General features: G+C 66.2%; 20 protein-coding genes and 1 pseudogene. 13 read left to right on the forward strand and 8 right to left on the reverse strand.

Annotated elements, in window-relative coordinates; genetic code table 11:
- Positions 1–72 precede the first annotated feature (72 nt).
- Entirely contained in the window at positions 73–2,391 is a 2,319-nt protein-coding gene (locus U4Y88_RS08370; RefSeq protein ID WP_321783327.1) for a DNA translocase FtsK, read from the reverse strand.
- 365 nt (positions 2,392–2,756) lie between these two features.
- Between U4Y88_RS08370 and trxB the strand changes: the two genes are divergently transcribed.
- From trxB to U4Y88_RS08390, 4 genes are all read left to right on the forward strand, one after another.
- Positions 2,757–3,752 carry a thioredoxin-disulfide reductase gene (gene trxB, locus U4Y88_RS08375; RefSeq protein ID WP_224004362.1) on the forward strand — a complete coding sequence of 332 codons (996 nt, stop codon included), beginning with the start codon at positions 2,757–2,759 and terminating at the stop codon, positions 3,750–3,752.
- 244 nt (positions 3,753–3,996) lie between these two features.
- Positions 3,997–4,779 (forward strand): Smr/MutS family protein, encoded by a 783-nt coding sequence (locus U4Y88_RS08380; protein WP_321783329.1) that lies wholly within the window; start codon positions 3,997–3,999, stop codon positions 4,777–4,779.
- A 132-nt stretch (positions 4,780–4,911) separates the two neighbouring features.
- A complete protein-coding gene (locus U4Y88_RS08385; RefSeq protein WP_321783331.1) occupies positions 4,912–5,358 on the forward strand; it encodes a hypothetical protein in 447 nt (148 codons plus the stop codon).
- Positions 5,355–5,711, forward strand: coding sequence for a hypothetical protein (locus U4Y88_RS08390; RefSeq protein WP_321783333.1), 357 nt, complete (start codon positions 5,355–5,357; stop codon positions 5,709–5,711). The genes U4Y88_RS08385 and U4Y88_RS08390 overlap by 4 nt, the downstream gene beginning before the upstream one ends.
- A 135-nt stretch (positions 5,712–5,846) precedes the next feature.
- Here the strand turns inward: U4Y88_RS08390 and U4Y88_RS08395 are convergent, their stop codons facing one another.
- The 4 genes from U4Y88_RS08395 to U4Y88_RS08410 form a co-directional block, all read right to left on the reverse strand.
- Positions 5,847–6,965 carry an ABC transporter ATP-binding protein gene (locus U4Y88_RS08395; protein WP_224004375.1) on the reverse strand — a complete coding sequence of 373 codons (1,119 nt, stop codon included), beginning with the start codon at positions 6,963–6,965 and terminating at the stop codon, positions 5,847–5,849.
- Positions 6,966–7,044: 79 nt separating this feature from the next.
- The gene (locus U4Y88_RS08400; protein ID WP_224004378.1) at positions 7,045–7,902 is read right to left on the reverse strand and encodes a carbohydrate ABC transporter permease; all 858 of its coding nucleotides are present in this window, start codon (positions 7,900–7,902) and stop codon (positions 7,045–7,047) included.
- Complete coding sequence (locus U4Y88_RS08405; RefSeq protein ID WP_224004381.1) at positions 7,892–8,833, reverse strand: carbohydrate ABC transporter permease; 942 nt, start codon at positions 8,831–8,833, stop codon at positions 7,892–7,894. The genes U4Y88_RS08400 and U4Y88_RS08405 overlap by 11 nt, the downstream gene beginning before the upstream one ends.
- A gap of 141 nt (positions 8,834–8,974) precedes the next feature.
- Positions 8,975–10,222: an ABC transporter substrate-binding protein gene (locus tag U4Y88_RS08410; RefSeq protein WP_224004384.1), complete on the reverse strand. Its 1,248-nt coding sequence runs from the start codon at positions 10,220–10,222 to the stop codon at positions 8,975–8,977.
- Between the two features lie 623 nt (positions 10,223–10,845).
- Here U4Y88_RS08410 and zwf point away from each other — a divergent pair.
- From zwf to U4Y88_RS08425, 3 genes are all read left to right on the forward strand, one after another.
- Complete coding sequence (gene zwf / locus U4Y88_RS08415) at positions 10,846–12,312, forward strand: glucose-6-phosphate dehydrogenase (RefSeq protein ID WP_224004387.1); 1,467 nt, start codon at positions 10,846–10,848, stop codon at positions 12,310–12,312.
- A gap of 120 nt (positions 12,313–12,432) precedes the next feature.
- A complete protein-coding gene (gene pgl / locus U4Y88_RS08420; protein WP_224004390.1) occupies positions 12,433–13,134 on the forward strand; it encodes a 6-phosphogluconolactonase in 702 nt (233 codons plus the stop codon).
- On the forward strand, positions 13,115–15,031 hold the full coding sequence (locus U4Y88_RS08425; RefSeq protein ID WP_321783335.1) for a bifunctional transcriptional regulator/glucokinase: 1,917 nt from the start codon (positions 13,115–13,117) through the stop codon (positions 15,029–15,031). The genes pgl and U4Y88_RS08425 overlap by 20 nt, the downstream gene beginning before the upstream one ends.
- 297 nt (positions 15,032–15,328) lie before the next feature.
- On the opposite strand, the gene U4Y88_RS08430 is transcribed toward U4Y88_RS08425, so the two are convergent.
- The gene (locus U4Y88_RS08430; protein WP_224004396.1) at positions 15,329–16,540 is read right to left on the reverse strand and encodes a Bcr/CflA family multidrug efflux MFS transporter; all 1,212 of its coding nucleotides are present in this window, start codon (positions 16,538–16,540) and stop codon (positions 15,329–15,331) included.
- 388 nt (positions 16,541–16,928) lie between these two features.
- On the opposite strand from U4Y88_RS08430, the pseudogene U4Y88_RS08435 reads away from it, so the two are divergent.
- From U4Y88_RS08435 to U4Y88_RS08455, 5 genes and pseudogenes are all read left to right on the forward strand, one after another.
- Positions 16,929–17,375 (forward strand): annotated as a pseudogene (locus U4Y88_RS08435) (hypothetical protein); the annotation flags it as partial.
- Between the two features lie 518 nt (positions 17,376–17,893).
- Positions 17,894–19,189 carry a glutamate-1-semialdehyde 2,1-aminomutase gene (hemL, locus tag U4Y88_RS08440; RefSeq protein ID WP_224004402.1) on the forward strand — a complete coding sequence of 432 codons (1,296 nt, stop codon included), beginning with the start codon at positions 17,894–17,896 and terminating at the stop codon, positions 19,187–19,189.
- A gap of 91 nt (positions 19,190–19,280) precedes the next feature.
- Positions 19,281–20,441: a bifunctional diaminohydroxyphosphoribosylaminopyrimidine deaminase/5-amino-6-(5-phosphoribosylamino)uracil reductase RibD gene (ribD, locus tag U4Y88_RS08445; protein ID WP_224004405.1), complete on the forward strand. Its 1,161-nt coding sequence runs from the start codon at positions 19,281–19,283 to the stop codon at positions 20,439–20,441.
- 41 nt (positions 20,442–20,482) lie between these two features.
- On the forward strand, positions 20,483–21,115 hold the full coding sequence (locus U4Y88_RS08450) for a riboflavin synthase (protein ID WP_321783425.1): 633 nt from the start codon (positions 20,483–20,485) through the stop codon (positions 21,113–21,115).
- A 501-nt stretch (positions 21,116–21,616) separates the two neighbouring features.
- Positions 21,617–23,446, forward strand: coding sequence for an ABC transporter ATP-binding protein (locus tag U4Y88_RS08455; RefSeq protein WP_310630291.1), 1,830 nt, complete (start codon positions 21,617–21,619; stop codon positions 23,444–23,446).
- A 24-nt stretch (positions 23,447–23,470) separates the two neighbouring features.
- On the opposite strand, the gene U4Y88_RS08460 is transcribed toward U4Y88_RS08455, so the two are convergent.
- Complete coding sequence (locus U4Y88_RS08460; protein ID WP_321783337.1) at positions 23,471–23,794, reverse strand: HigA family addiction module antitoxin; 324 nt, start codon at positions 23,792–23,794, stop codon at positions 23,471–23,473.
- Positions 23,795–23,804: 10 nt separating this feature from the next.
- Positions 23,805–24,083, reverse strand: coding sequence for a type II toxin-antitoxin system RelE/ParE family toxin (locus U4Y88_RS08465; protein ID WP_321783339.1), 279 nt, complete (start codon positions 24,081–24,083; stop codon positions 23,805–23,807).
- A 242-nt stretch (positions 24,084–24,325) separates the two neighbouring features.
- Here U4Y88_RS08465 and ribBA point away from each other — a divergent pair, with 242 nt between their 5' ends.
- Positions 24,326–25,486, forward strand: a complete 1,161-nt coding sequence (ribBA, locus tag U4Y88_RS08470; protein WP_224004419.1) for a bifunctional 3,4-dihydroxy-2-butanone-4-phosphate synthase/GTP cyclohydrolase II — start codon at positions 24,326–24,328, stop codon at positions 25,484–25,486.
- Positions 25,487–25,523: the final 37 nt, after the last annotated feature.

Here is a 25,523-nt window from a genome sequence, read left to right on the forward strand (position 1 = left end):
CGTTCTCCAGTAGCGAAATGGATAGCGTGGAAGGCCGCGCGGGCAGGTCGCCCGCACACGGCTTGAGCGCCTTTAGTCGGCGTCGCGCGTGGGCGCGAGAATCTCGCGGTTGCCGCTCGACGACATCGCCGAAACGAGTCCCGACTGCTCCATCTGTTCGAGCAGCCGCGCCGCCCGGTTATAGCCGATGCGCAGATGACGCTGCACGAGCGAAATCGACGCACGCTTGTTCTTGATGACCACTTCGACGGCCTGGTCGTAGAGCGGATCGGACTCGTCGCCGGTGCCCGACGCGGACGCCGAACCTTCGTCGCCCTCGCCCGCCACGCCGCCTTCGAGAATGCCCTCGATATAGTTCGGCTCGCCCTGCTCCTTGAGCTTGTCGACAACGCGATGCACCTCGTCGTCGGCGACGAACGCGCCGTGCACGCGCACCGGCAGGCCCGTGCCCGGCGGCAGGTAGAGCATGTCGCCCATGCCGAGCAGCGATTCCGCGCCCATCTGGTCGAGAATCGTGCGCGAGTCGATCTTCGACGACACCTGGAACGCGATACGCGTCGGCACGTTCGCCTTGATCAGCCCCGTGATGACGTCCACCGACGGACGCTGCGTGGCGAGAATCAGGTGGATGCCCGCCGCGCGCGCCTTCTGCGCGATCCGCGCGATCAGTTCCTCGACCTTCTTGCCGACCACCATCATCAGGTCCGCGAGTTCGTCGATCACCACGACGATGTGCGGCAGCTTCTGGCACGGTTCCGGGTCGTCCGGCGTGAGGCTGAACGGGTTCGGAATCTTTTCCTCGCGCTTGTTCGCCTCTTCGATCTTGTTGTTGTAGCCCGCGAGATTGCGCACGCCCAGCTTGCTCATGAGCTTGTAGCGGCGCTCCATCTCGGCGACGGTCCAGTTCAGCGCGTTGCCGGCCTGGCGCATGTCGGTCACGACCGGGCAAAGCAGATGCGGAATGCCTTCGTAGACGCTCATTTCGAGCATCTTCGGGTCGATCAGGATCATGCGCACCTGTTCCGCGCTCGCCTTGTAGAGCAGCGACAGGATCATGGCATTGATACCGACCGACTTGCCCGAACCGGTCGTACCGGCCACCAGCAAGTGCGGCATCTTGCCGAGATCGGCGCACACGGGCTTGCCGCCGATGTCCTTGCCGAGGCCCATGGTGAGCGCCGAAGACGCGTCCGCGTAGACCGCCGAGCCGAGAATTTCCGACAGGCGCACGGTCTGGCGGCGCGAGTTCGGCAGTTCGAGCGCCATGCAGTTCTTGCCCGGAATCGTTTCGACCACGCGGATCGAGACGAGCGAGAGCGAACGCGCGAGATCCTTGGCCAGATTGACGATCTGGCTGCCCTTCACGCCCGTGGCGGGTTCGATCTCGTAGCGCGTGACGACCGGGCCCGGATAGGCGGCCACGACGGCCACGTCCACGCCGAAGTCCTTGAGCTTTTTCTCGATCAGGCGCGAGGTGAATTCGAGCGTGTCGTCGGAGATGGTTTCCTGGCTCGCGGGCGCGGCGTCGAGCAGCGAGATCGGCGGCAGCGTGGAATCGCCGGGCAGATCCGTGAAAAGCGGCACCTGGCGCTCTTTCTCCACGCGTTCCGAGCGCTGCGGCGTGACCACGGGCGGCACGATCGTGACCGGCTCGTGCTCCTCGATCTTGACGCGGCCGCGCTCGACCTTGCCCTCGCGCTTGACCGCGGCGGCCTCGCCGAGCTTGCGGTCGCTGCGTTCCTCGCGGCGCAGTTTGGCGAGCGTGACGGCGTTGATCAGCGATTCGCCCACTTTCTCGGCCACCGAGAGCCACGAGAAGCGGAAATACAGTGACAGACCGATCGCCAGCGCGATCAGCATCGCGAGCGTGCCGCCGGTGAAGCCGAGCGCGTTCGAGACCGCACGCGCGACCGCGCCGCCCACGACGCCGCCGGGCGTCTGCGGCAATTGCACCTTGAGCGACCACATGCGCAGCGCCTCGATGCCGCAGCTCGACAGCATGACGAGCACGAACGCGAAGCCTTCGGCGACCCAGCTGATGTCGCGCGGCTTGTCTTCGTCGTCATCGTCGCGCAGGGTTTCGTGGCGCGTGATGCGGCGATAGTTCGCCGAAATCAGCCGGCCGAGCAGCACCAGCCACCAGTAGGCGGACAGGCCGAACAGCAGCAGCAGGATGTCCGAGGTGCGCGCGCCGACGCGCCCCGCCCAGTTCGAGATGTGGTCGACCTGGGCGGCATGGGTCCAGCTCGGATCGTGGCGGCTGTAGCTGATGAGCGCCATCAGCAGGAACACGCCGAGCGCGACCTGCAAGATCCAGCGGATTTCGGTGAAAAGGCGCGACATGCGATGCGGCAATGCCTGCGCCTGCGCGGTAAAGGGTGCTTTGGCCATTGAATCCTGGTGATTCTCGATGCTTTGGCGTGCCGGACGCCGCTGGCGGGGCCGGCGGGCGCGCGGACGCCGTCGTCCGATCCGGCCTATTGTAAACGCGATGTTTGAGCCCCGGCGGCGCGACGCTGTAAATGAGGGTAACTGACAACGGCGGCGCGGCGACGGCCTCCGCCACGGCCACAAGGCTATCGCGCCGATCGGAAAGCTTCATGAAGCGGCGATCGGCCCCGACCTTTATAATTGCGGGCTGATGCCCAACTTACCTGCGTAAGCCCCGCCGCAACACCGGGCGGCCGACCGCAAATCCGGCAGCAGCGCGGCGCACCACAAGACGCGCCACGCAGCGCCATCAACGGAATTCGATCATGTCCGCAACCAAACACGCCAAAGTCCTGATTCTCGGTTCCGGCCCCGCCGGCTACACGGCAGCCGTCTACGCCGCGCGCGCGAACCTCTCGCCGCTGCTCGTCACCGGCCTCGCCCAGGGCGGCCAGCTCATGACCACGACCGACGTGGAAAACTGGCCCGCGGACCCGAACGGCGTGCAAGGCCCCGAGCTGATGCAGCGCTTTCTGGAGCACGCGGAGCGCTTCAACACGGAAATCGTGTTCGATCACATCCACACGGCCAAGCTCGACGAAAAGCCCATCCGCCTGATCGGCGACTCGGGCGAGTACACCTGCGATTCGCTGATCATCGCGACCGGCGCGTCGGCGCAATACCTCGGCCTGCCGAGCGAAGAGTTGTTCATGGGCCGCGGCGTGTCCGCCTGCGCGACCTGCGACGGCTTCTTCTACCGTAACCAGCACGTCGCCGTGATCGGCGGCGGCAACACGGCTGTCGAAGAAGCGCTGTACCTCTCGGGTATCGCGAAGAAGGTCACCGTGATCCACCGCCGCGACAAGTTCCGCGCCGAGCCGATCCTGATCGACCGCCTGCTGGAGAAGGAAAAGGAAGGCGTCGTCGACATCAAGTGGGACCACGTGCTCGACGAAGTCAAGGGCAACGAAGGCGGCGTGAACGGCCTGCGCATCAAGAACGCGAAGACCGGCGAAACCACCGACCTCGACCTGCAAGGCGTGTTCGTGGCGATCGGCCACAAGCCGAACACCGACATCTTCGCAGGCCAGCTGGAGATGAAGAACGGCTACATCATCACGAACGGCGGCCTGAACGGCAACGCCACCGGCACGAGCGTGGCCGGCGTGTTCGCGGCCGGCGACGTGCAGGATCACGTCTATCGCCAGGCCATCACCAGCGCCGGCACGGGCTGCATGGCCGCGCTCGACGCGCAGCGCTATCTCGAGACCATCAACGAGATCTCGCAGCCGCACGTGATGAGCGCCGAAGCCGACCGCTAAGCTGTCCAGCAAGCCGTCCAGCGGCACTCAGCCGCTAAAATAGTGCCCGTCGGTCCGACGGCGCACGCCACGAGGGCCGCGGCCAGCCAGCCGGCGGCCCTTGTTTTTTGGTTTTTCAGGCGTTCCGCGTGAGCGCCTGGCGCGCGCCCGTCCGGCCGCGCAGCCGGGTCGCGCAGCCGTTGAGTTGCCGTTTTCCATCGCGCGCGTTCTACGTCGAACGCGCGTCCATCGAGCGCCTTTCGCCATGCCCAAGAACGTGCCCCATCCGGGCGAGCCCAAGCGCCCCGCCACACCCCGCCCCGCCGCCGCACCCGCGCCGGCGGCGCCCGACGCCTCGCCGGACGCCGGCAAGGCGCAGACGGGCTTCGCCGGTCTCGGCAGCCTGCGCGATGCGCTCAAGGTGCAGACGCGCCAGCGCGAGCAGCAACGTGTCGCCGCCCAGGCCGCGCGCGTGGAAGCCGCGGCGGACAGCGACCTGTTCCGTCGCGAGATCGGCCAGATCGCGCCGCTCAAGCAGCCGACGCGCGCGCAGCCGCGCCGCGCGTCGCCCGTGCCGCTGCCGCTCCAGACCCAGCGCGACGAACAGGCCGTGCTGCACGAAGCCATCTCAGACGACTTCGACCCCGAAGCCTTCCTCGACACCGACGACACGCTCTACTACCACCGCCCCGGCATCAGCGAGGAAGTGGTGAAGAAGCTGCGCCGCGGCACGTGGATCGTCCAGGCGCAGCTCGACCTGCACGGCATGCGCCGCGAGGAAGCGCGCGAGGCACTGCAGGCGTTCATCCGCGAAGCCGGCAAGCGCGGGCTGCGCTGCGTGCGCGTGATTCACGGCAAGGGGCTGGGCTCGGTCGGCAAGGAGCCGGTGCTCAAGGGCAAGGTGCGCGCGTGGCTGGTGCAGAAGGAAGAAGTGATCGCGTTCTGCCAGGCGCGGCCGCACGACGGCGGCGCGGGCGCGGTGCTCGTGCTGCTCCAGCCGCATGGCGGCGGGCATGGGCATCATCCTCACCACGCTGCGCATCCGTAACAACGATGGCGTGACTGTTGTGGCGTGACGATGGCGCAGCGCGTTCGCGTCTCGTCTCCCGTTCCTCCTACGCCATCCGGCTAGCTGTTGCGCGCGGCCGCGTTTCGTTATGGTCATCGGTATCCGTGATCGATGCTCAACGTAACGCCGCGCCACGCCGCCATGACCGCCAACGGCCTTCACACCACCTCGCGCCAGCTCGTCTATGCGCTGCCCATTCTGATGGGCGGCGTCGAGTACCTGTTGCGCGTCGCGCTCGGCCAGAGCGACAGCGACGCCTTCTTTCCCAGCTCGCTCGCCGCGGGCGGCATCGCTCTTTTCATCGCGTTGACGGATCTGACTTCGCTTTCGGCGCCGGAGTCCGGGATCGTGTCCAGCCGCCGCGGCTGGCTCGATCAACGCCTCGCGCAAGCCGGCGTCTGGGCCGCTGTCGTGGGCACGGCCGGATGGCTTTATCTTGTTTTAGCTTCCTTGAGCGAATCGGTAAAAGACGTCATTCCCTACCATCCATTCTGGTGGGCCATCGCCTACGATGGCGCAGGCGTAGTGCTGAACGAATGGAAAGCGAGAGCCACATGACCGACATTTTCCTGGGATACCTGAGAGAGTTTGGCGCCTTCGACACGTTGATGGCCGCCATCTGGCTGTTCGCGCGCGTCATGGGGCGCATCGCCGACTTCGACAAGGCCATCGCGCTGCGCGCGCGTCTCAAGCGCACGCTGTCCAACGCCGATTCGCCAGCCAGCGCCGAACTCAAGATCCTGCTCGCGCAGCTCGACGAACTCGAAGGCGCCTACACGCTTTCGAAGGCCACGGGCGTCAAACTTCGGCAAATCGCGCAGAGCCATCGCGCCTACACGGCACGCCTGAGCGCGGCGCTGCCAAGCACGTTCCACGAAATCGTCGAGCGGCCGTTTGTCGTGACCAGCTAGTCCGCGCGGTCTTCAATCGGGCAATCAAGGAAAGCGGGGAATCCAAATAAAAAAGCCCCACGCGCATGCCACGCGTGAGGCTTTGCATCGGCGCAACTGCATCAGCTGGCAGCAGCGCCTTCGCAGCAGCACCGCTTAAGCGATGCGCTCCTCCGTCTTCGGATCGAACAGCACCGCCTTCGACACGTCGAACAGCAGGTCCATGTTGTTGAGCGGCTGCGGATTCGCGCCCGGGTGCACGCGGCTCACCACACGCTTGCCGTTCACTTGCGCGAACACCAGCGTGTCCGGGCCGGTCGGCTCGATCACGTCCACCTTCACGGTGTGGCGTTGCAGTTCGTGGCCGTGGCCGTCGTGCGAGCTGCGCGCGTCGGTAATGCGCTCCGGGCGCAGACCCAGCACCACTTCCTGGCCGATGTAGCTGCGCAGCTTGTTCGCTTCGAACGGCAGGTTCAGCACATTGCGCGCCACGCCCGTGTCGAGTTCGAGGCCCACGCCCGAGCCCTGCTCCACCAGCTTGCCGTTGATGAAGTTCATCGGCGGCGCGCCAATGAAGCCTGCCACGAACAGGTTCGAGGGCGAGTCGTAGATATCCTGCGGCGCGCCGAACTGCTGAACGATGCCGTCCTTCATCACGGCGATGCGGTCGCCGAGCGTCATCGCTTCGATCTGGTCGTGCGTCACGTAGACGATCGTCTTGCCCACGCGCTGATGCAGCAGCTTGATTTCCGAACGCATCTCGATACGCAGCTTCGCGTCGAGGTTCGACAGCGGCTCGTCGAACAGGAACATGATCGGATCGCGCGCCAGTGCACGGCCCATTGCCACGCGCTGACGCTGGCCGCCCGAGAGCTGGCCCGGCTTGCGGTCGAGCAGATGCTGAATCTGCAGCATGTTCGACACGCGGTCGACGATCTGCGTCTGCTCGGCCTTCGGCACCTTGCGGATGTTCAGGCCGAACGAGATGTTCTCGCGCACCGTCATCGACGGATAGAGCGCGTACGACTGGAACACCATCGCAATGTCGCGATCCTTCGGCGAGAGATCGTTGACGACCTTGCCGTCCATGCAGATCTCGCCCTTGGTCACGGTTTCGAGACCCGCGATCATGTTGAGCAGCGTCGATTTCCCGCAGCCCGAGCCGCCGACCAGAATCAGGAACTGGCCGTCTTCGATATCGATATTGACGCCCTTGAGGACGGGCACCCCGTTCGGGTAGGTCTTGTAGACGTCGCGAATGGAAAGGCTTGCCATGCTATGAATCCTTTTGATCACTGCGCGCTATCGCGCATGAGACCGGGGCCGGCGCTCGCGCCCGCCCCGACCGACAGGTTTAACCCTTCACCGCGCCCGCCGTGAGACCGCGCACGAAGTAGCGGCCGGCGATCACGTAGACGAGCAGCGTGGGCAGCGCGGCGATGATCGCGCCGGCCATGTCGACGTTGTATTCCTTCACGCCCGTGGAGGTGTTCACGAGATTGTTCAGCGCCACCGTGATCGGCATCGAATCGACGCCCGAGAACACGATACCGAACAGGAAGTCGTTCCAGATCTGCGTGAATTGCCAGATCAGGCACACCATGAAGATCGGCAGCGACAGCGGCATCATGATGCGCGAGAAGATCATGAAGAACCCGGCGCCGTCGATGCGTGCGGCCTTCACGAGTTCGGCCGGCACGCTCACGTAGAAGTTGCGGAAGAACATCGTGGTGAACGCGATGCCGTACACGACGTGCACCAGCACCAGCCCGCCGATCGTGTTCGAGAGGCCAAAGAAGCCTTCGAGACGCGCCATCGGCAGCAGGATCGCCTGGAACGGAATGAAGCAGCCGACCAGCAGCATGGTGAACAGCGCGTCGGCGCCGCGGAAGCGCCAGTGCGTGAGCACGTAGCCGTTGAACGCACCGATGATCGACGAGATCAGCACGGCCGGAATCACCATCTTCACGGAGTTCATGAAGAACGGCTGCATACCGTCGCAGCGCACGCCCGTGCAGGCCTCGCTCCACGCCTTGATCCACGGCGCGAAGGTCGGGCTCGTCGGCAGCGTCAGCATGTTGCCCGAGTGGATCTGGTCGAGCGACTTGAACGACGTCGACAGCATCACGTACAGCGGGAACAGGAAGTACAACGCGAACAGGATCAGCGCCGCGTACACGAACACACGGCTCAGCTTCATCTTAGGCTGCATTGCGCGTGCTCCTCGATTCCAGATACATCAGCGGCACGAGCACAGCCACGACGGTGGCGAGCATCATCATCGACGAGGCTGCGCCCACGCCGAGTTGCCCGCGGTTGAACGAAAACGTGTACATGAAGATGGCCGGCAGCGACGACGACGTGCCCGGACCGCCCGCAGTCAGCGCGACGACGAGGTCGAACGTCTTGATCGTGATGTGGCACAGGATCAGCAGCACCGAGAAGAACACCGGACGCATGCTCGGAATCACGATCTTGCGGTAGATCGTGGGCAGCGTCGCGCCATCCACCTGGGCGGCCTTGAAGATTTCGCTATCGACACCGCGCAGGCCCGCGAGGAACAGCGCCATGCAAAAGCCCGTCGATTGCCAGACCGCGGCCACGACGATACAGAAGATGGCCTTGTCCGGGTCGTTGAGCCAGTCGAGCTGGAAGCTCGTCCAGCCCCACTGGTGCAGCACCTGCTGCAGACCCATGTCGGGGTTGAAGATCCACTGCCATGCCGTGCCCGTCACGATGTACGAAAGCGCCATCGGATAGAGGAACACTGCGCGCAGCGCGCCTTCCTGGCGGATCTGCTGGTCGAGCAGGATGGCGAGGAACAGGCCAAGCGCGACGCAGACGGCGATGAACGGGATGCCGAACCAGCCGAGATTCTGCGCCGACGTCCACCAGACGTCATTGGCGAACAGCTCGCGGTAACGATCCAGGCCCACGAAGTCGTAGCGCGGCATCAGTCGCGAATTCGACAACGACAGATAGCCGGTGATCAGAATGAAACCGTAGACGAAAACAATGCTGATCAGGACGCTGGGCGAAAGCACCAGCTTCGGGATCCAGCGGTCGGCGAGCGCCGCCATCGGCGACGCGCGGCGGGTGGCAGGCGTGGCCGCCTTGCCGTTGCCGCTAAGAGAAGCAGTCACTGCGCAACTCCTGGTACGGTGCAAAAGCGCGCGGGCTTTCACACGAATGATGGGGTTCGGGCTGAACCGTCATGTCCAGGGTGTGCCGCGCGGGCACACCCTGCTTGCTTCAAGACAGCAAACGACTGCTGTCGTGCGGCTTTACTTCGTCTTCGCAGCCTTCGCGAGCGCTTCCACCGCGCTCTTCGAATCCTGGTTCGAGTTCATGAACTTCGTGACGACGTCGGTGATCGCGCCGGCCGTTGCGTCGGCTTGCGCCATGCCGTGTGCGAGCGACGGCACGTAGCCGCCGGCCTTGATGGCCGTCTGCTCATCCGCGTACGACTGCTTGCCGCACTCGTCGAACTTGCTCATGTCCACGCCCAGACGGACCGGAATCGAACCCTTGTACAGGCTGAACTGCTCCTGGAACGCCGGGCTCATGATGGTCTTCGCGAGCGCGAGCTGGCCCGGCGTTGCCGCCTTCTGGCCCTTCTGCTGGAAGAACACGAACGAGTCGACGTTAAAAGTGTAGGCCTTCGACGTGCCCGGCACCGGCGCGCAGACGTAATCCGTGCCCGGCTTCTTGTTCGCGTTCGCGAACTCGCCCTTGGCCCAGTCGCCCATGAACTGCATGCCGGCCTTGCCGTTGATGACCATGGCCGTGGCCAGGTTCCAGTCGCGGCCCGTGCGGCCGTTATCCATGTACGACTCGATCTTGCGGACCGTGTCGAACACGCCGACCATCTGCGCCGACGTCAGCGTCTTCTGGTCCAGATCGACGATCGCCTTCTTGTAGAAGTCCGCGCCCTGCGAGAGGACCACGTCTTCCCACAGCGTCAGGTCTTGCCACGGCTGGCCGCCTGCTGCGACCGGCTGGATGCCCGCTGCCTTCAGCTTGTCGGCGACGGCGAAGAATTCCGGCCAGGTCGTCGGGACCTTGGCGCCGACCTTGTCGAGCGCAGCCTTGTTGATCCACACCCAGTTCACGCGGTGCACCGAGAACGGCGCGGCGACGTAGTGGCCGTCCGCGTGCATGATCTTGTCGATCTGCGGCGGCAGGTTGGCCTTCCAGTCACCCGCGACCGAGTCGATCGGGGCGAGCACGCCCTGCTCCGCCCATTCCTGGATCAGCGGGCCCTTGATCTGGGCCGCGCTCGGCGCATTGCCCGAAATCACCTGGGTCTTGAGTGCCGTCATGGCTGCAGCACCCGCGCCACCTGCAACGGCGAAGTCCTTCCAGGTATAGCCCTGCTTCTGCATGTCGTCCTTGAGCACGCCGACGGCCTTCGACTCGCCGCCCGACGTCCACCAGTGCAGCACTTCGATCGACTCGGCAGCTTGCGCCGTGGCGACGCCGCCCATCAGACCTGCTGCGCACAGGGCGCCCATGATCGCTCGGAATTTCATTGCTTATCTCCTCCAGACACCTGAACAAAAAACGGTTGGCCCCTGATGTCGCCAGGGTGCGTGTGGTTCAAACAGGCTTAAAACAGGCAAAACACGGGACGGACGGGCGCCGGAGTACCGCGCGCGCGTATTGTCTTTAGATGCGCGCGGGCCGCGGGCCGGTGTCCGGCCGCTGGACGCTCAAGAGATGAGTGGTTCGGAATGCAAAGACTGTCTCCTCTTTTGATTTTCACCGGCCGCGTTCGCATGGTCGACGTGCGCAGCCAGTCGAGGCGCCGCACGCGTCACGCGGCCGAACATCCCACCGCCAGGCGTCTGTTGCCGCGCCCGGCTCGTACATGGACGAATCCATTGTCCGTTAACATGAGGGACGTTCCGTCCGCCCGCGAAAAACTGCTGTGCAAAACCTCCGCACACACGCCGCAAACCCGCACTGCGCCGCGCTTCCCAGCACTTTTTTCATCGAATGAACGTTACCTCTTGATTTGGATTGTAGTTAAACTACAATTCAGTGTCAAAAAAAATTTTATCGGACTACGGCCGCCCGACGGAGCCCGCCCGGCATTGCGCCGGCGCACGCTTCACCCTTGTTCCGCGGCCCCCTCAGGACTGTGACGGAGACTATGCAATTCCCTACCGATTCGGGTTTTACGTTCGTGCTCTTTGGCGCCACCGGCGACCTGGCGATGCGCAAGATCCTGCCTGCGCTGTTCGAGGCGCACCGCTCGGGCATGCTCGCGGAGTCGGGCAAGATCGTGGGCGTCGCGCGTCATGAGGACGACCGCGCCCACTACCTTCAGTGGGTCGAGGAGCACGTCAAGCCGCACGTCTCGAAGAACGGTCTGGACGAAGCCGCGTGGGCGAGCTTTCTCGAACGCATCGCCTATGTGAAGCTCGACCTTTCGCGCGCCGAAGACTTCACGCATCTGCGCGACGGCATCGCCGCGCTGCCCGGCATCCGCGTGTTCTATCTGGCCACGGGCCCGTCGCTGTTCGTGCCGATCTGCCGCGCGCTCGCCGCCGTCGGCCTGAACGAAAACTCGCGCATCGTGCTGGAAAAGCCACTCGGCTACGACCTCAAGTCGTCGAATGCGATCAACGACGCCGTGGGCGAAATCTTCGCGGAAGAACAGATCTACCGCATCGACCACTACCTCGGCAAAGAGCCCGTGCAGAACCTGCTCGCGCTGCGTTTCGGCAACGCGCTGTTCGAGCCGCTGTGGCGCCGCGAATGGGTCGAGAGCATCCAGATCACCATCGCCGAAGAACTGGGCGTGGAAGCGCGCGGCGACTTCTACGACAACACCGGCGCGCTGCGCGACATGGTGCAGAACCATTTGCTGCAGCTGCTCTCGATCGTCGCGATGGAGCCGCCGCACTCGATGGATTCCGATTCGGTGCGCGATGAAAAGCTGCGCGTCTTGCGCGCGCTCAAGCCCATCGATCCGAACGAGATTCAGAAGATGGCCGTGCGCGGCCAATATCACGCGGGTGTGATCCGCGGCACGCCGGTGCCGGCCTACGCGACCGAAAAAGGCGTGAAGCCCGACAGCCACACGGAAACCTTCGTGGCGCTCAAGGTCGAGATCGAAAACTGGCGCTGGGCCGGCGTGCCCTTCTTCCTGCGCACCGGCAAGCGTCTGGCCGACCGCGTCGCGGAGATCGTCGTGAATTTCCGCCCGGTGCCGCATTCGGCGCTCGGTCCCACGGCGCTGCGCCCCGGTTCGAACCGCCTCGTGATCCGCCTGCAGCCGAACGAAACGATACGTCTGTACTGCCTCGCCAAGCAGCCCGGCGAAGGCATGAATCTCGCGAGCGTGCATCTGGATCTCGCGTTCGACCAGTTCTTCCGCGAAGGGCAGATGGAGGCGTATCAGCGTCTGCTGCTCGACGTCATCAACGGACGCCTTGCGCTGTTCGTGCGCCGCGACGAGCAGGAGGCCGCATGGAAGTGGGTCGAGCCGATCCTCAACGAGTGGACCGCGGCCACGCGCGCGCCCAAGCCGTACGCGGCGGGCACGTGGGGCCCGGCGGCGGCGAGCGCGATGCTGGCGCAGCACGGCACCTGCTGGCTCGAAGAAGAGAATTGAGGCGAGTGAATTGAGGCAAGAGAATCGACGCGCGCGGCGCGGCCTTGCCGGGCCGCGCGCAGGCAGGAACGCACAGATGAAACACCCCGCAGACCTACAAAAAAGCAGCCTGGAGGAGAAGTGATCGAGCTTCACGTATTCGACGACCCGCGCGTCCAATCCGACGCGCTGGCGCGAGCCGTGGGCGATGCGCTACATGCGTCGCTCACCGCTCTGCAAGCCGCGCCCGGCACCGGTGCGCGGCGTGCAACGCTGGCTGTCTCGGGCGGCACGAGCCCGCGTCCGTTTCTCGAAACCCTGTCGACGCATCGCTTCGACTGGTCGCACATCGACGTCACGCTCGTCGACGACCGCTGGGTGCCGGAAAGCGATTCGGCCAGCAACGCGCGCCTCGCGCACGAAACGCTGCTGAAGAACGAAGCGGCCAGCGCGCGCTTCCTGCCGCTCGTCGACGTCGCGCAGGATCTCGACGCGCACGTGGCCGCGCTCAACGCCGATCCGCAACGCCTGCTGCCCAACGTCGCCGTGCTCGGCATGGGCGAGGACGGCCACACGGCCTCGATCTTCGCCGACGCGCCCGAGTGGCACGAAGCCATCACCACGCCGCGCCCGTTCGTCGCCGTGCATCCGCAGGCCGCGCCGCACGCGCGCGTCTCGTGGTCGATGCAGGCGCTGCGCCAGGTGGACCGCCTGTTCCTGCTGATCGCGGGACAGCGCAAACTCGACGTGCTGCAGCAAGCAGCCGCGACAGAACAGAAAAACGCCATTTCGAAACTGGCGAACGACAAGGGAGTGAGACTCGATGTCTACTGGTGCGCCTAACAAATCCGCCCCTGGCGCGGGCCAGCACGCCGATGGAGCGCGGCTGCTCGCCGATATCGGCGGAACCAACGCGCGCTTCGCGCTGGAAACCGCACCGGGCGATATCGGCCAGGTGCGCGTCTATCCGTGCGCGCAGTATCCGGGCGTCGCCGAGGTGATCCAGCAGTATCTGAAGGACACGAAGATCGGCCGCGTCAATCATGCGGCGATCGCCATCGCGAATCCGGTCGACGGCGACCAGGTCCGCATGACCAATCACGACTGGACCTTCTCGATCGAAGCCACGCGCCGCGCGCTCGGCTTCGACACGCTGCTGGTCGTCAACGACTTCACCGCGCTCGCGATGGCGCTGCCGGGCCTGACCGACGCGCAGCGCGTCCAGGTCGGCGGCGGCCAGCGCCGTCAGAACAGCGTGATCGGTCTGCTCGGTCCGGGCACGGGCCTCGGCGTCTCGGGCCTGATTCCCGCCGACGACCGCTGGATCGCGCTCGGCAGCGAAGGCGGCCACGCGAGCTTTTCGCCGCAGGACGAGCGCGAGGACATCGTGCTCCAGTACGCGCGCACCAAGTGGCCGCATGTGTCGTTCGAACGCGTGTGCGCGGGTCCGGGCGTCGAGCTGATCTATCGCGCGCTCGCCGCCCGCGACAAGAAGAAAGTGGCCGCTGATATCAACCCGGCCGAAGTCGTGAAACGCGCCCATGACGGCGAAGCCCTCGCGCTCGAAACCGTCGAATGCTTCTGCGGCATTCTCGGCAGCTTCGCGGGCAATATCGCCGTGACGCTCGGCGCGCTGGGCGGCATTTACATCGGCGGCGGCGTGGTGGGACGTCTGGGCGAGCTGTTCATGAACTCGTCGTTCCGCCAGCGTTTCGAGGCCAAGGGCCGCTTCGACGTCTATCTCGCCAACGTGCCGACTTACGTCATCACGGCGGAATATCCGGCGTTTCTGGGCGTCTCCGCGATCCTCGCCGAGCAGTTGTCGAACCGCGCGGGCGGCGGCTCGTCGGCCGTGTTCGAGCGCATCCGCCAGATGCGCGACGCGCTCACGCCGGCCGAGCGCCGCGTGGCCGATCTCGCGTTGAACCATCCGCGCTCGATCATCAACGATCCGATCGTCGATATCGCGCGCAAGGCCGACGTGAGCCAGCCGACCGTGATCCGCTTCTGCCGCTCGCTGGGCTGCCAGGGTCTGTCCGATTTCAAGCTCAAGCTCGCGACCGGTCTGACCGGCACGATTCCGGTCAGCCACAGCCAGGTGCATCTCGGCGATACGGCGACGGACTTCGGCGCGAAGGTGCTCGACAACACCGTATCGGCCATCCTGCAACTGCGCGAGCATCTGAACTTCGAGCACGTCGAGCAGGCCATTTCGCTGCTCAACAGCGCGCGCCGCATCGAGTTCTACGGTCTCGGCAACTCGCACATCGTCGCGCAGGACGCGCACTACAAGTTCTTCCGCTTCGGCATTCCGACCATCGCGTATGGCGACCTGTACATGCAGGCGGCGTCGGCGGCGCTGCTCGGCAAGGGCGACGTGATCGTGGCCGTATCGAAGTCGGGACGCGCGCCCGAGTTGCTGCGCGTGCTCGACGTGGCGATGCAGGCCGGCGCGAAAGTGATCGCGATCACCTCAAGCAACACGCCGCTCGCCAAGCGCGCGACCGTGGCGCTCGAAACCGATCACATCGAGATGCGCGAGTCGCAGCTTTCGATGATCTCGCGCATCCTGCATCTGCTGATGATCGACGTGCTCGCGGTGGGCGTGGCGATTCGCCGTGCCTCGCCCGATAACGACGTCAGCAACGCGGTGGCGCAGGCGCGCGAGCACGCGGACGACGATGCGTCGGCGGTGCTCGACTGGCTGAGCCACGGGGCGTCGCCGACGCCGCGGGAGTAAGTTGCACGGTTCGCGTGGCGCAGGCTGCGCGAATCACCCCGCGCGGCCATGCCCGCGTGGCGGTGGCGCAAAAGCAAAACGGGACGTCTATGGACGTCCCGTTTGCTTTCCGGCCTTTTTCGTTTTCCGGCTTTCACGCTTTCACGCATTCACGCTTTCACGCTTTCACGCTGTCACACATTCACACGTTCCGGCTTTTCGGCCCCACAGCCACCCTGCTCTCTCTCGCGTGGCCGGTGCGCACACGTCGGGGCTGTTAGTTGCGATTGAACCGCACCGCACAGCCCCGCGACGCGATCAACCCGGCGCCGGATGCGCGTGCCACTTCACGACGAGGTGTCGCCCGACCCACGTCAGCGCGCCGCAGACGCCGATCGTGCAGCCCATGCCGAACGGCGACACGCCCGGGAACCAGCCGACCACCGCGCTCGCGAGCGCGCCGAGCCCGAGCTGCGCCGCGCCGAACACGGCGGCGGCCGCGCCCGCGTTCTGCGGATAGCGGTACATCAGATCGGTCGCGCAATTCGCGCCGAGCAGCCCGACCACGCTGACCACGAAGAACAGGCCGGTCACGATCGACCACAAACCGCCCCAGCCCGTCACGCACATCAGCGCGACGAAGAACGACGCGACGACGCTCACCATCGACGCGATCGACACCATGCGCAGCGTGCCCAGACGGCCGATGAACCGCGTGTTGAGGAAGTTGCCGAGCATGATGCCGAATACGTTCATGCCGAAGAACAGACCGTAGTGCTGCGGCGAAACGTGGAAGTACTCGATATAGACGAACGGCGTCGCCGAGATATAGGTGAACATCGACGCGAACGCCATGCCGCCGCACAACATATGGCCCCAGACGAGCGGATCGCGCAGCAGACGTCCGTACGCCGCGAACGAGCGCAGCACGGCGGCGCTCTCGCGCTTCTCGGCCGGCCAGGTTTCGGGCACGCGCAGCCACGCGGCCACCGCGCAGACCACGCCGAACAGCGTCAACGCGACGAACACCACGCGCCAGCCGCCGATCAGCAGCAACTGTCCGCCGATGAGCGGCGCGAGCAGCGGCCCGACCGAGGTGACGATGGCGACCATCGAGAGCACCTTGGCGGCGTCCGAGGGCGCGTGGGCATCGCGCGCGATCGCCCGCGCGAGCACCGAGGCCGCGCCCGCGCCGAGCGCCTGCAGGAAACGCACGATGGTCAGCGAGCCGATCGAGAACGAGAGCCAGCACGCGACGCTCGCGAGCGTGAAAAGCGCGATGCCGCCGAGCAGCACCGGACGACGGCCATAGGCGTCGGAGACCGGGCCGTACAGCAGCATGCCGATCGAGAAACCGGCCATGAAACTCGTGAGCGTGGCGGCGGCGGCGGACGCCGTGACGCCGAACGACTGCGCGATGGCGGGCAGGCTCGGCAGATACATATCGGTGGCGAGCGGGCCGCAGGCGGCGAGCGCGCCGAGCAACAGGATCAACCGGCCATCGGGCCGGCTTCGCGTGGAATGGGACATGGGATCCAGCTGGAACGAACCGCGCGCGTGGGCGCGGTCTCGGTGTCATGGGCCGCCAAGGTCCTGCATCGGCGCGGCATTCGTGCTGCATGAAGCGGCGCGAAACGACGCAAAATCGACGCAAAAAACGGACGAATAAAACGGCGACGGAGCCGAAGCATTGTAACCGAGCAGCCATTCGCGGCCCTTTCCGCGCCTTTCGTGTTCATTTCGCGCCCGGTCCGGTTCAATCCGCTTCGCTGCGCCAAGGCCGCGCGGCGCACGCGCTTGCGCTAAGCTGCGCGCTTGGCATCGGTGCTTGATATTGCGCCTGTCGTTGCGGCGGCATCGACCGTCGCTCTGCCGTCCGCCCGCTCAGCCACATCGCGTCCCTTTCTTTCCGCCGTCTATGACCGCCTTTCTGCTGATCTGGAGCCCCAAGAAGTGGCCCTGGCCCGAACTGCCTGACTTCGCGCGCCGCGTGCAGGCGGGCGAGGCCGTCGCCGACACGTGGGGCTGCGGCTTCGCGCGCGGCATCCTGCCCGGCGACCGCGTGTTCCTGCACCGCGTCGCGAGCGAGCCGCGCGGCCTGTTCGGCTCGGGCTACGTGACCCGCGCGCCCTACGAGGTGCCCGATCCGGCCTACAAGCGCGGCTACAGGCTTTGCATCGATTTCGTCTACGACTGGCTCGTCGATGCGCACGAGCAGGTGGCGATCGCGCGCGGCGCGCTGCGCGTGCATCCGTTCTCCGTGCAGACGTGGGACGCGCAAAGCTCGGGCACGGTCATCAAGCCGGTCGCCGAGGGTCCGCTCGAAAAGCGCTGGGCCGAACTGACGGGCAAGCGGCCGATGCCGGCAGCCGCCATCGCGGCGATGCACGCCTACGAAGCGGCACGCGTGGCGGCGGCCGTGGCAACGAAGGACAGCGCAAACGACAAGACGAAAACCCGCGCGAAAACCCACACAGACCGCGCCGAATTGACGCAAACCCGCTCGCCCCAGGTCCGCCCGCGCCTGACTCCACCGCCGCAAACCGAAGCCCCCGCCCCCGCGCGCAAAAGCGCGACGCAAGGCGCCAAAACGCGCACCGCACCGCGCCGGCCGCCGCCGCGCTGACACGCCGCCGCGCCCGCCCGCGCCGCTTCTGTGCCGCTTCTGTGCCGCTTCTGTGCCGCTTCTGTGCCGCTTCGGCACCGGTTCCGGCCCCCGGCCCGTTCGGCGCGACTCCGGTACAATTTCGGGAGAACCGCCCCATCGCCCGCGCCGCGCGTGACGCATGCCACGCCCGCGACGCCGCATGGGCCCGTCGACGACGCGCGAGACCACCCGGCCGCGCGTTTGCGCGCTCCACCACTCTCGCAGGTCCAGCACCCATGTCCAACACCACGAACCAGGCTCTCTTCGAACGCGCCCAGCGCACCATTCCGGGCGGCGTGAACTCGCCCGTGCGCGCGTTCCGCTCGGTCGGCGGCACGCCGCGCTTCGTCGAGCGCGCACAAGGCGCGTATTTCTGGGACGCCGAAGGCAAGCGCTATATCGACTACATCGGTTCGTGGGGCCCGATGATCGTCGGCCACGTGCATCCCGAAGTGCTCGAAGCCGTGCAGCGCGTGCTCGCCAACGGCTTCTCGTTCGGCGCGCCGACCGAAGCCGAGATCGAGATCGCCGAGGAAATCTGCAAGATCGTGCCGTCGATGGAACAGGTGCGCATGGTGTCGAGCGGCACGGAAGCGACCATGAGCGCGCTGCGTCTCGCGCGCGGCTTCACGAAGCGCGACCGCATCGTCAAGTTCGAAGGCTGCTACCACGGCCACGCCGACAGCCTGCTCGTGAAGGCCGGCTCGGGCCTGCTGACGTTCGGCAACCCCACGTCCGCGGGCGTGCCGGTCGATACCGCGAAGCACACCACCGTGCTCGAATACAACAACGTCGCGGCGCTCGAAGAAGCGTTCAAAGCGTTCGGCGACGAGATCGCCGCCGTGATCATCGAACCGGTCGCGGGCAACATGAACCTCGTGAAGGCCACGCCCGAGTTCATCCACACGCTGCGCGCCCTGACGGCGAAGCACGGCAGCGTGCTGATTTTCGACGAAGTGATGTGCGGTTTCCGCGTCGGCCTTCGCGGTGCTCAAGCGCTCTACGGCGTGGAAGCCGACCTCGTGTGTCTGGGCAAGGTGATCGGCGGCGGCATGCCGGCGGCGGCATTCGGCGGCCGTCGCGAAATCATGGACCACCTCGCGCCCAACGGCACCGTCTATCAGGCGGGCACGCTCTCGGGCAACCCGATCGCCGTCGCGGCGGGCCTCAAGACGCTGCAACTGATCCAGGCGCCCGGCTTCTACGAAGACCTGAGCGCGAAGACCGCGCGTCTGGCGCAAGGTCTCTCGCAGGCCGCGCGTGAAGCGAACGTGCCGTTCGTCGCCGATTCGGTGGGCGCCATGTTCGGCCTCTATTTCGCCGACAAGGTGCCGGGCAGCTTCGCCGAAGTCACGAAAAGCGACGTCGCGCGCTTCAACCGCTTCTTCCATCAGATGCTGGACGCGGGCGTGTACTTCGCGCCCTCGGCGTACGAAGCGGGCTTCGTGTCGAGCGTGCACGACGACGCGATCCTCGACGAGACGATCGCCGCCGCGCGCCGCGCCTTCGCCGCCGAAAACGCAGCGAAGTAAGGTCCGCGCGAAAGCCGCCGAACCCTCAGCCGACGACGGGGCGCACGCCCCGTCCACCCTACCCGACCGCCGCCGCGGAGAAAGCACGACGATGTTCTCGCAAGCCGATTTCGTCCACATGGAACGCGCGCTCGCCCTCGCGACGCGCGGCCTTTACACCACCGATCCGAATCCGCGCGTCGGCTGCGTGCTGGTCAAGGACGGCGCGGTGATCGGCGAAGGATTCACCCAGCCCGCCGGTTTCGATCACGCCGAAATCCAGGCGATGAAGGACGCGCGCACGCGCGGCCACGACCTGCGCGGCGCGACGGCCTACGTGACGCTCGAACCGTGCAGCCATTTCGGCCGCACGCCGCCGTGCGCGAACGCGCTGATCGAAGCGAAAGTCGCGCGCGTGATCGCGGCGATGGAAGATCCGAATCCGCTCGTGTCCGGGCGCGGCCTATCGATCCTGCGCGACGCGGGCATCGACGTGCGCTGCGGCCTGCTCGCCAAGGAAGCGCGCGAACTGAACATCGGCTTCGTCTCGCGCATGACGCGCAAGCGTCCGTGGGTGCGCATGAAAGTGGCGGCCACGCTCGACGGCCGCACCGGCCTGCCCTCGGGCGAAAGCCAGTGGATCACGGGCGAAGCCGCGCGCGCCGACGGCCACGCCTGGCGCGCGCGCGCCTCGGCCATTCTCACGGGCATCGGCACCGTGAAGGAAGACGATCCGCGCATGACCGTGCGCGCGATCGACACGCCGCGCCAGCCCAAACGCGTGCTGATCGACAGCCGCCTCGACGCGTCGCCGCTCTCGCAAATTTTCGTGGGCGCGCCCACGCTCGTGTTCTGCTCGAAGCTCGACGCGAGCACCGAAGAACGCGCCGAAGCGCTGCGCGCGCGCGGCGCGGAAATCGTCGCGCTCGGCAACGAGCACGGCAAGGTCGACCTGCCCGCGATGCTCACGGAGCTTGCGGCGCGCGGCGTCAACGAATTGCACGTGGAAGCGGGCTACAAGCTCAACGGCTCGCTGCTGCGCGAAGGCTGCGTCGACGAACTGCTCGTCTATCTCGCGCCCTCGCTGCTCGGCACGCAGTCGCTCGGCATGGCCGATCTGGCCGCGCCCGATTCGCTCGACGCGCGCACGCGTCTCGCGTTCCATAGCGTCGATCGCGTCGGCGACGACCTGCGCGTGCTCGCGCGCGTCGTGCAGCGCGAAGCCCACGAAGAACACGATGGGCACGACGCGCAAGAGGACGACGCATCATGATTCTCCCGAACACCCTGAACGAACAGCTAGAGGACAGCCAGATGTTTACCGGAATCGTCGCGGCCGTGGGCCGCATCGAATCGATCAAGCCGCTCGGCGGCGACGCCGACGCGGGCGTGCGCCTGAGCGTCAACGCGGGCGGCCTCGGCCTCGACGACGTGCAACTCGGCGACAGCATCGCCATCCAGGGCGCGTGCATGACCGTCATCGACAAATCGGCGACCACGTTCGACGTCGACGTGTCGCGCGAGAGCCTGAACCGCACCGTCGGTCTCGCCGACACGGGCGAAGTGAATCTGGAAAAGGCGCTGCGCGCGCACGACCGGCTCGGCGGCCATATCGTCTCGGGCCACGTGGACGGCCTCGGCACGGTCACGCGCTTCGCGCCCGTGGGCGAGTCGCACGAGCTGCGCATTCTCGCGCCCGTCGAGATCGGCCGCTATCTGGCGTACAAGGGCTCGGTCACCGTGAACGGCGTGAGCCTGACCGTGAATTCGGTCGACGATCGCGCGGACGGCTGCGAATTCTCGATCAACCTGATTCCGCACACCGTGGACGTCACCACGCTCAAGCATCTCGCGGCGGGCACGAAGGTGAATCTGGAAATCGATCTGATCGCGCGCTACGTGGAGCGCATGCTGTCGGCGGGCGTGTCGGCCAAGCCTTCGGTTTGAGGTTGATCGGCTGATTGATCGTTTGATTAATCGCTCGATTGATCGCCCGATTAATCGGCCCATTCGCGCACCACTCTGGCGCGCGAATGTTGGCGCGAATGGGCCAGCAGAAATTCAGTAGCGCTGATAAACTTCATACCTTACTCGCACACGCGCCGTCCGGCGCGTTGCGGTTTTCTCACCCGACTTCGAACAAGGAGGCAAAGATGGCAACGATTGAAACCACTGCCGAGATGCTGCGAGTTCGGGTGATGGCGCCTCGCGCGCACCTCCTGCTTCCCGCACTGCCGTAGTCCGGCGCAATTCGCGCGGCCCGATTTTGCCGCGCCGTTTTTTCCGCGATCCAGCCTGCTTGCGTTCGGCTTTCGAGCCGGCGCGCGATCTGTTTTTCGCCGCGTAATCCGCGGATCTTCGCTGCGTTTCGCGATTTTGCTGCTTTGCGCCGCCTTTTTTCGCATTCACGAAGAAGTCTTCGCGCCCCACGGCACGAAGCGCCATCCCATGGCTGACCAAGACAAACAAAAAGTGACCGGCGGACAAACGTTCCGCCACGTGCTCGGCTTTACCTACCGGCACTGGACGCGCCAGCCGCTGCGCGTGAGCGCCGTCGCGCTGACCGCGCTGCTCGGCGCACTCGCCGACGTGTTCACGCCGCACTACGCCGGCCAGCTCGTCGACGCGCTCGCGCACGACGCCGCGGGCAGCAACGGCGCCGCATGGCACGCGGCCGTGATCGCGTTCTGTGCGCTCACGGCGCTCGGACTCGGCGGCACGCTGATGCGCCAGGCCGCGTTCCAGAACATCATCGTGCTCACGCTGAAGATGATGAGCGGCGTCGCCACGCACGCGTTTCACCGCGTGCAGCGCTTCTCGACCGACTGGCACGCGAACAGCTTCGCGGGCTCGACCGTGCGCAAGATCACGCGCGGCATGTGGGCGCTCGACCTGCTCAACGACACGCTGCTCGTCGCGCTATTTCCGTCGCTCGTGATGCTGGTCGGCTCGACCGCCCTGCTCGCGATCCAGTGGCATGTGATGGGCCTCGTCGTGGGGCTCGGCTCGGCGATCTATCTGGCGATCACCGTGTCGCTCTCGCTGTTCTATGTCGCGCCGTCCGCGCGGCTCGCGAACCAGTGGGACACGAAGATGGGCGGCGCGCTCGCCGACGCGATTTCCTGCAACGCCGTCGTCAAGGCCTTCGGCGCGGAAACGCGCGAGGAGTCGCGGCTCGCACGCGTGATCGCCAAGTGGGACAGCCGCACGCGCCGCACGTGGCGGCGCGGCACCTTCAACGGCGGCGTGCAGGGCGCGCTGCTGGTGGCGATGCAGGCGGCCATTCTCGGCGCGGCGCTGCTGCTCTGGGCGCGCGGCCTCGCGAGCGTCGGCGACATCACGTTCGCGCTCACGCTGTTCTTCCTGCTCAAGGGCTATCTGCGCGACGTGGGCATGCACGTGCGCAATCTGCAGCGCTCGGTCAACGACATGGAAGAACTCGTGATGCTCGACACGGAACCGCTCGGCATCGAGGACGCGCCCGCCGCGCCGCCGATCGTGATCGACCGTGGCGACATCCGCTTCGAGAACATGACGTTCCGCTACGGCGCGCAGAACGCCGCGCTCTACTCGAACCTGACGCTGCGCATCGCGCCGGGCGAGCGCGTGGGCCTCGTCGGCCATTCGGGCTCCGGCAAGACCACGCTGATCAAGCTGATCCAGCGGCTCTACGACGTCTCCGAAGGCCGCATCACGATCGACGATCAGGATATCGCGCGCGTGCAGCAGGCTTCGCTGCGCTCGCAGATCGCCATCGTGCAGCAGGAGCCAGTGCTGTTCCACCGCTCGCTCGCGGAGAACATCGCCTATGCGCGGCCCGGCGCGACGCACGCCGAGATCGTCCACGCGGCCCAGCAGGCAAGCGCGCACGACTTCATCATGGCGCTGCCGCAGGGGTACGACACGCTGGTGGGCGAGCGCGGCGTGAAGCTGTCGGGCGGCGAGCGTCAGCGTGTGGCGATCGCGCGCGCGTTTCTCGCGAATGCGCCGATCCTGATCTTCGACGAAGCGACCTCGAGCCTCGACAGCGAAAGCGAAGTGCTGATCCAGCAGGCGATGGAACGGCTGATGGTGGGCCGCACGACCGTGGTGGTGGCGCACCGCCTGTCGACCGTGCGCGCGCTCGACCGGCTGCTGGTGCTGGAGCGCGGGCGCATCGTGGAGGAAGGCACGCACGACGCGCTCGTGCGACGCGAAAACGGCCTGTACCGCCGGCTGTTCGAGCGCCAGGCGCTGGAACTCACGAAAGGTCTCGCCGACGACGTGCTGCTGCGTTAAGCGTCGGCGCGCCGCTCACGCGGCTCACGTATCGGCGACAACGGCAGCGGCAGCAGCGCGCGCGTGCGGCTGGATATTCGCGAGGATCTCGGCCAGTTCCTCGCGCGCGCGCTCGGTGTCGTAATGCGCCTGAAGTTCCATCCAGCTGCGCGCGTCGGTGCCAAAGTAGACCGCGAGGCGCACCGCCGTGTCGGCCGTGATCGCGCGCTTGCCGAGCACGATCTCATTGATGCGGCGCGGCGGCACGCCGATCGCCTTGGCGAGCGCGTACTGGCTCACGCCGAGCGGCTTGAGCCAGTCTTCGTCGAGGATCTCGCCGGGCGTGGCGAGCGGGACGTCTCGTGTCATAAGAATCACCTCAGTGATAGTCGATGATGCGGACCTGCGAAGCCTCACCGTTCGCGAAATCGAAGCAGATACGCCATTGCCCGTTAATACGAATACTGTATGAACCCGCGAGATCGCCATTCGACGGCTCCTGCCGACGACCCGGCACGCGCAGAAACGACAGCGTGACCGCGGCGTGCACCTGCTGGAGCTTGCGCATGGCCACCGCCTCGATCGCAACAAAGCGCGGAATCCGGCGCCCCGCAAAGAGCGCCGCGGTGTCGCGGCAGGCAAACGAAACAATTGTCATAGTAACGCCTCACGTTAATAACGTCAAACGTTACTATTGTGGCGACGACGCCACGCGAGGGGCAGCTAGCCGTTCGGCCAGGCTCCGCCAGGCCTTGATCGGCGTCGGTCCGCGCCTGAACGCATCCGGCGCTGCCTCAGCGCGGTGCTCCAGGTCCCCAAAACCCGCCGCATCGCCCCCGTTCAGGGCGACGCGCCCGCCCGCGTGGCGTAAAATGTGCGCTTTCCAGCCAGATTCCCACCATGACGCTCTCCTCCACCCTTGAGATCATTGCCGAGCTTAAAGCCGGCAAGATGGTGATCCTCGTCGACGAAGAAGACCGGGAGAACGAGGGCGACCTCGTCATCGCAGCGGAATTCGTCACGCCCGAAGCCATCAACTTCATGGCGAAGTACGGCCGCGGTTTGATCTGCCTCACGCTCACGCAAGAGCGCTGCAAGCTGCTCAACCTGCCGCTCATGACCCAGCGCAACGGCACGCAGTACGGCACGGCGTTCACGGTCAGCATCGAGGCGGCGGAAGGCGTCACCACGGGCATTTCGGCCGCCGACCGCGCCCGCACGATCCTCACGGCCGTCGCGCACGACGCGCGGGCCGAGCACATCGTGCAGCCGGGCCATGTGTTCCCGATCATGGCCCAGCCGGGCGGCGTGCTGGTGCGCGCCGGCCACACGGAAGCGGGCTGCGACTTCACGGCGCTCGCGGGCCTCACGCCCGCCTCGGTCATCTGCGAAGTGATCAACGACGACGGCACGATGGCGCGCCTGCCCGACCTCATGGAGTTCGCGCAGGAGCACGGCATCAAGATCGGCACCATCGCCGACCTGATCCACTATCGCAGCCGCACCGAATCGATCGTCGAGCGCGTGGCCGAGCGCACCATGCAGACCGCCCACGGCGCGTTCCGCGCGGTCATGTATGTCGATCAGCCCACGGGCACGCCGCACATCGCGCTGGTGCGCGGCACGCCGACGGCGGACACGGACACGCCGGTGCGCGTGCACGAGCCGCTGTCGATGCTCGATCTGCTGGAAACGGGCTCGTCCACGCATTCGTGGACGCTCGACGCCGCCATGCGCGAGATCGCCGAGCGCGATCTCGGCGTGATCGTCATGCTCAACTGCGGCGAGAGCAAGGAACATCTGGTCGACGTCTTCAAGGCGTTCGACCAGAAAGAGCGCGCGGAGGCGCTCGCACGCCGGCCGGTGGACTTCAAGACCTACGGCATCGGCGCGCAGATCCTGCGCGAACTCGGCGTGGGACGCATGCAGGTGCTTTCGAAGCCGCGCCGCCTCGGCAGCATGTCGGGCTACGGTCTCGAAGTCACCGGCTTCGTGCCTATGCCGGGCAGCAGCACGGAAGCGCCCTGCCCGCCGGAAACGGCCGACCGCGCCGCGCCATAAGCGCGGCTCGCATCCCTTCACGCGTCACCACGCTCAA

The sequence above is a fragment of the Paraburkholderia sp. J94 genome (assembly GCF_905220285.1).
GTDB lineage: Bacteria > Pseudomonadota > Gammaproteobacteria > Burkholderiales > Burkholderiaceae > Paraburkholderia > Paraburkholderia tropica_A.

Excerpts from the sequence above, each read along its gene's own strand:
- U4Y88_RS08430 (WP_224004396.1), bottom strand. The coding sequence starts at position 16,540 with ATGTCCCATTCCACGCGAAGCCGGCCCGATGGCCGGTTGATCCTGTTG.
- hemL (WP_224004402.1), top strand. The coding sequence starts at position 17,894 with ATGTCCAACACCACGAACCAGGCTCTCTTCGAACGCGCCCAGCGCACC.
- U4Y88_RS08425 (WP_321783335.1), top strand. The coding sequence starts at position 13,115 with ATGTCTACTGGTGCGCCTAACAAATCCGCCCCTGGCGCGGGCCAGCAC.
- zwf (WP_224004387.1), top strand. The coding sequence starts at position 10,846 with ATGCAATTCCCTACCGATTCGGGTTTTACGTTCGTGCTCTTTGGCGCC.
- ribBA (WP_224004419.1), top strand. The coding sequence starts at position 24,326 with ATGACGCTCTCCTCCACCCTTGAGATCATTGCCGAGCTTAAAGCCGGC.
- U4Y88_RS08380 (WP_321783329.1), top strand. The coding sequence starts at position 3,997 with ATGCCCAAGAACGTGCCCCATCCGGGCGAGCCCAAGCGCCCCGCCACA.
- U4Y88_RS08465 (WP_321783339.1), bottom strand. The coding sequence starts at position 24,083 with ATGACAATTGTTTCGTTTGCCTGCCGCGACACCGCGGCGCTCTTTGCG.
- U4Y88_RS08385 (WP_321783331.1), top strand. The coding sequence starts at position 4,912 with ATGCTCAACGTAACGCCGCGCCACGCCGCCATGACCGCCAACGGCCTT.
- trxB (WP_224004362.1), top strand. The coding sequence starts at position 2,757 with ATGTCCGCAACCAAACACGCCAAAGTCCTGATTCTCGGTTCCGGCCCC.
- U4Y88_RS08395 (WP_224004375.1), bottom strand. The coding sequence starts at position 6,965 with ATGGCAAGCCTTTCCATTCGCGACGTCTACAAGACCTACCCGAACGGG.
- U4Y88_RS08455 (WP_310630291.1), top strand. The coding sequence starts at position 21,617 with ATGGCTGACCAAGACAAACAAAAAGTGACCGGCGGACAAACGTTCCGC.
- U4Y88_RS08450 (WP_321783425.1), top strand. The coding sequence starts at position 20,483 with ATGTTTACCGGAATCGTCGCGGCCGTGGGCCGCATCGAATCGATCAAG.
- U4Y88_RS08460 (WP_321783337.1), bottom strand. The coding sequence starts at position 23,794 with ATGACACGAGACGTCCCGCTCGCCACGCCCGGCGAGATCCTCGACGAA.
- U4Y88_RS08400 (WP_224004378.1), bottom strand. The coding sequence starts at position 7,902 with ATGCAGCCTAAGATGAAGCTGAGCCGTGTGTTCGTGTACGCGGCGCTG.
- U4Y88_RS08410 (WP_224004384.1), bottom strand. The coding sequence starts at position 10,222 with ATGAAATTCCGAGCGATCATGGGCGCCCTGTGCGCAGCAGGTCTGATG.
- U4Y88_RS08390 (WP_321783333.1), top strand. The coding sequence starts at position 5,355 with ATGACCGACATTTTCCTGGGATACCTGAGAGAGTTTGGCGCCTTCGAC.
- U4Y88_RS08370 (WP_321783327.1), bottom strand. The coding sequence starts at position 2,391 with ATGGCCAAAGCACCCTTTACCGCGCAGGCGCAGGCATTGCCGCATCGC.
- ribD (WP_224004405.1), top strand. The coding sequence starts at position 19,281 with ATGTTCTCGCAAGCCGATTTCGTCCACATGGAACGCGCGCTCGCCCTC.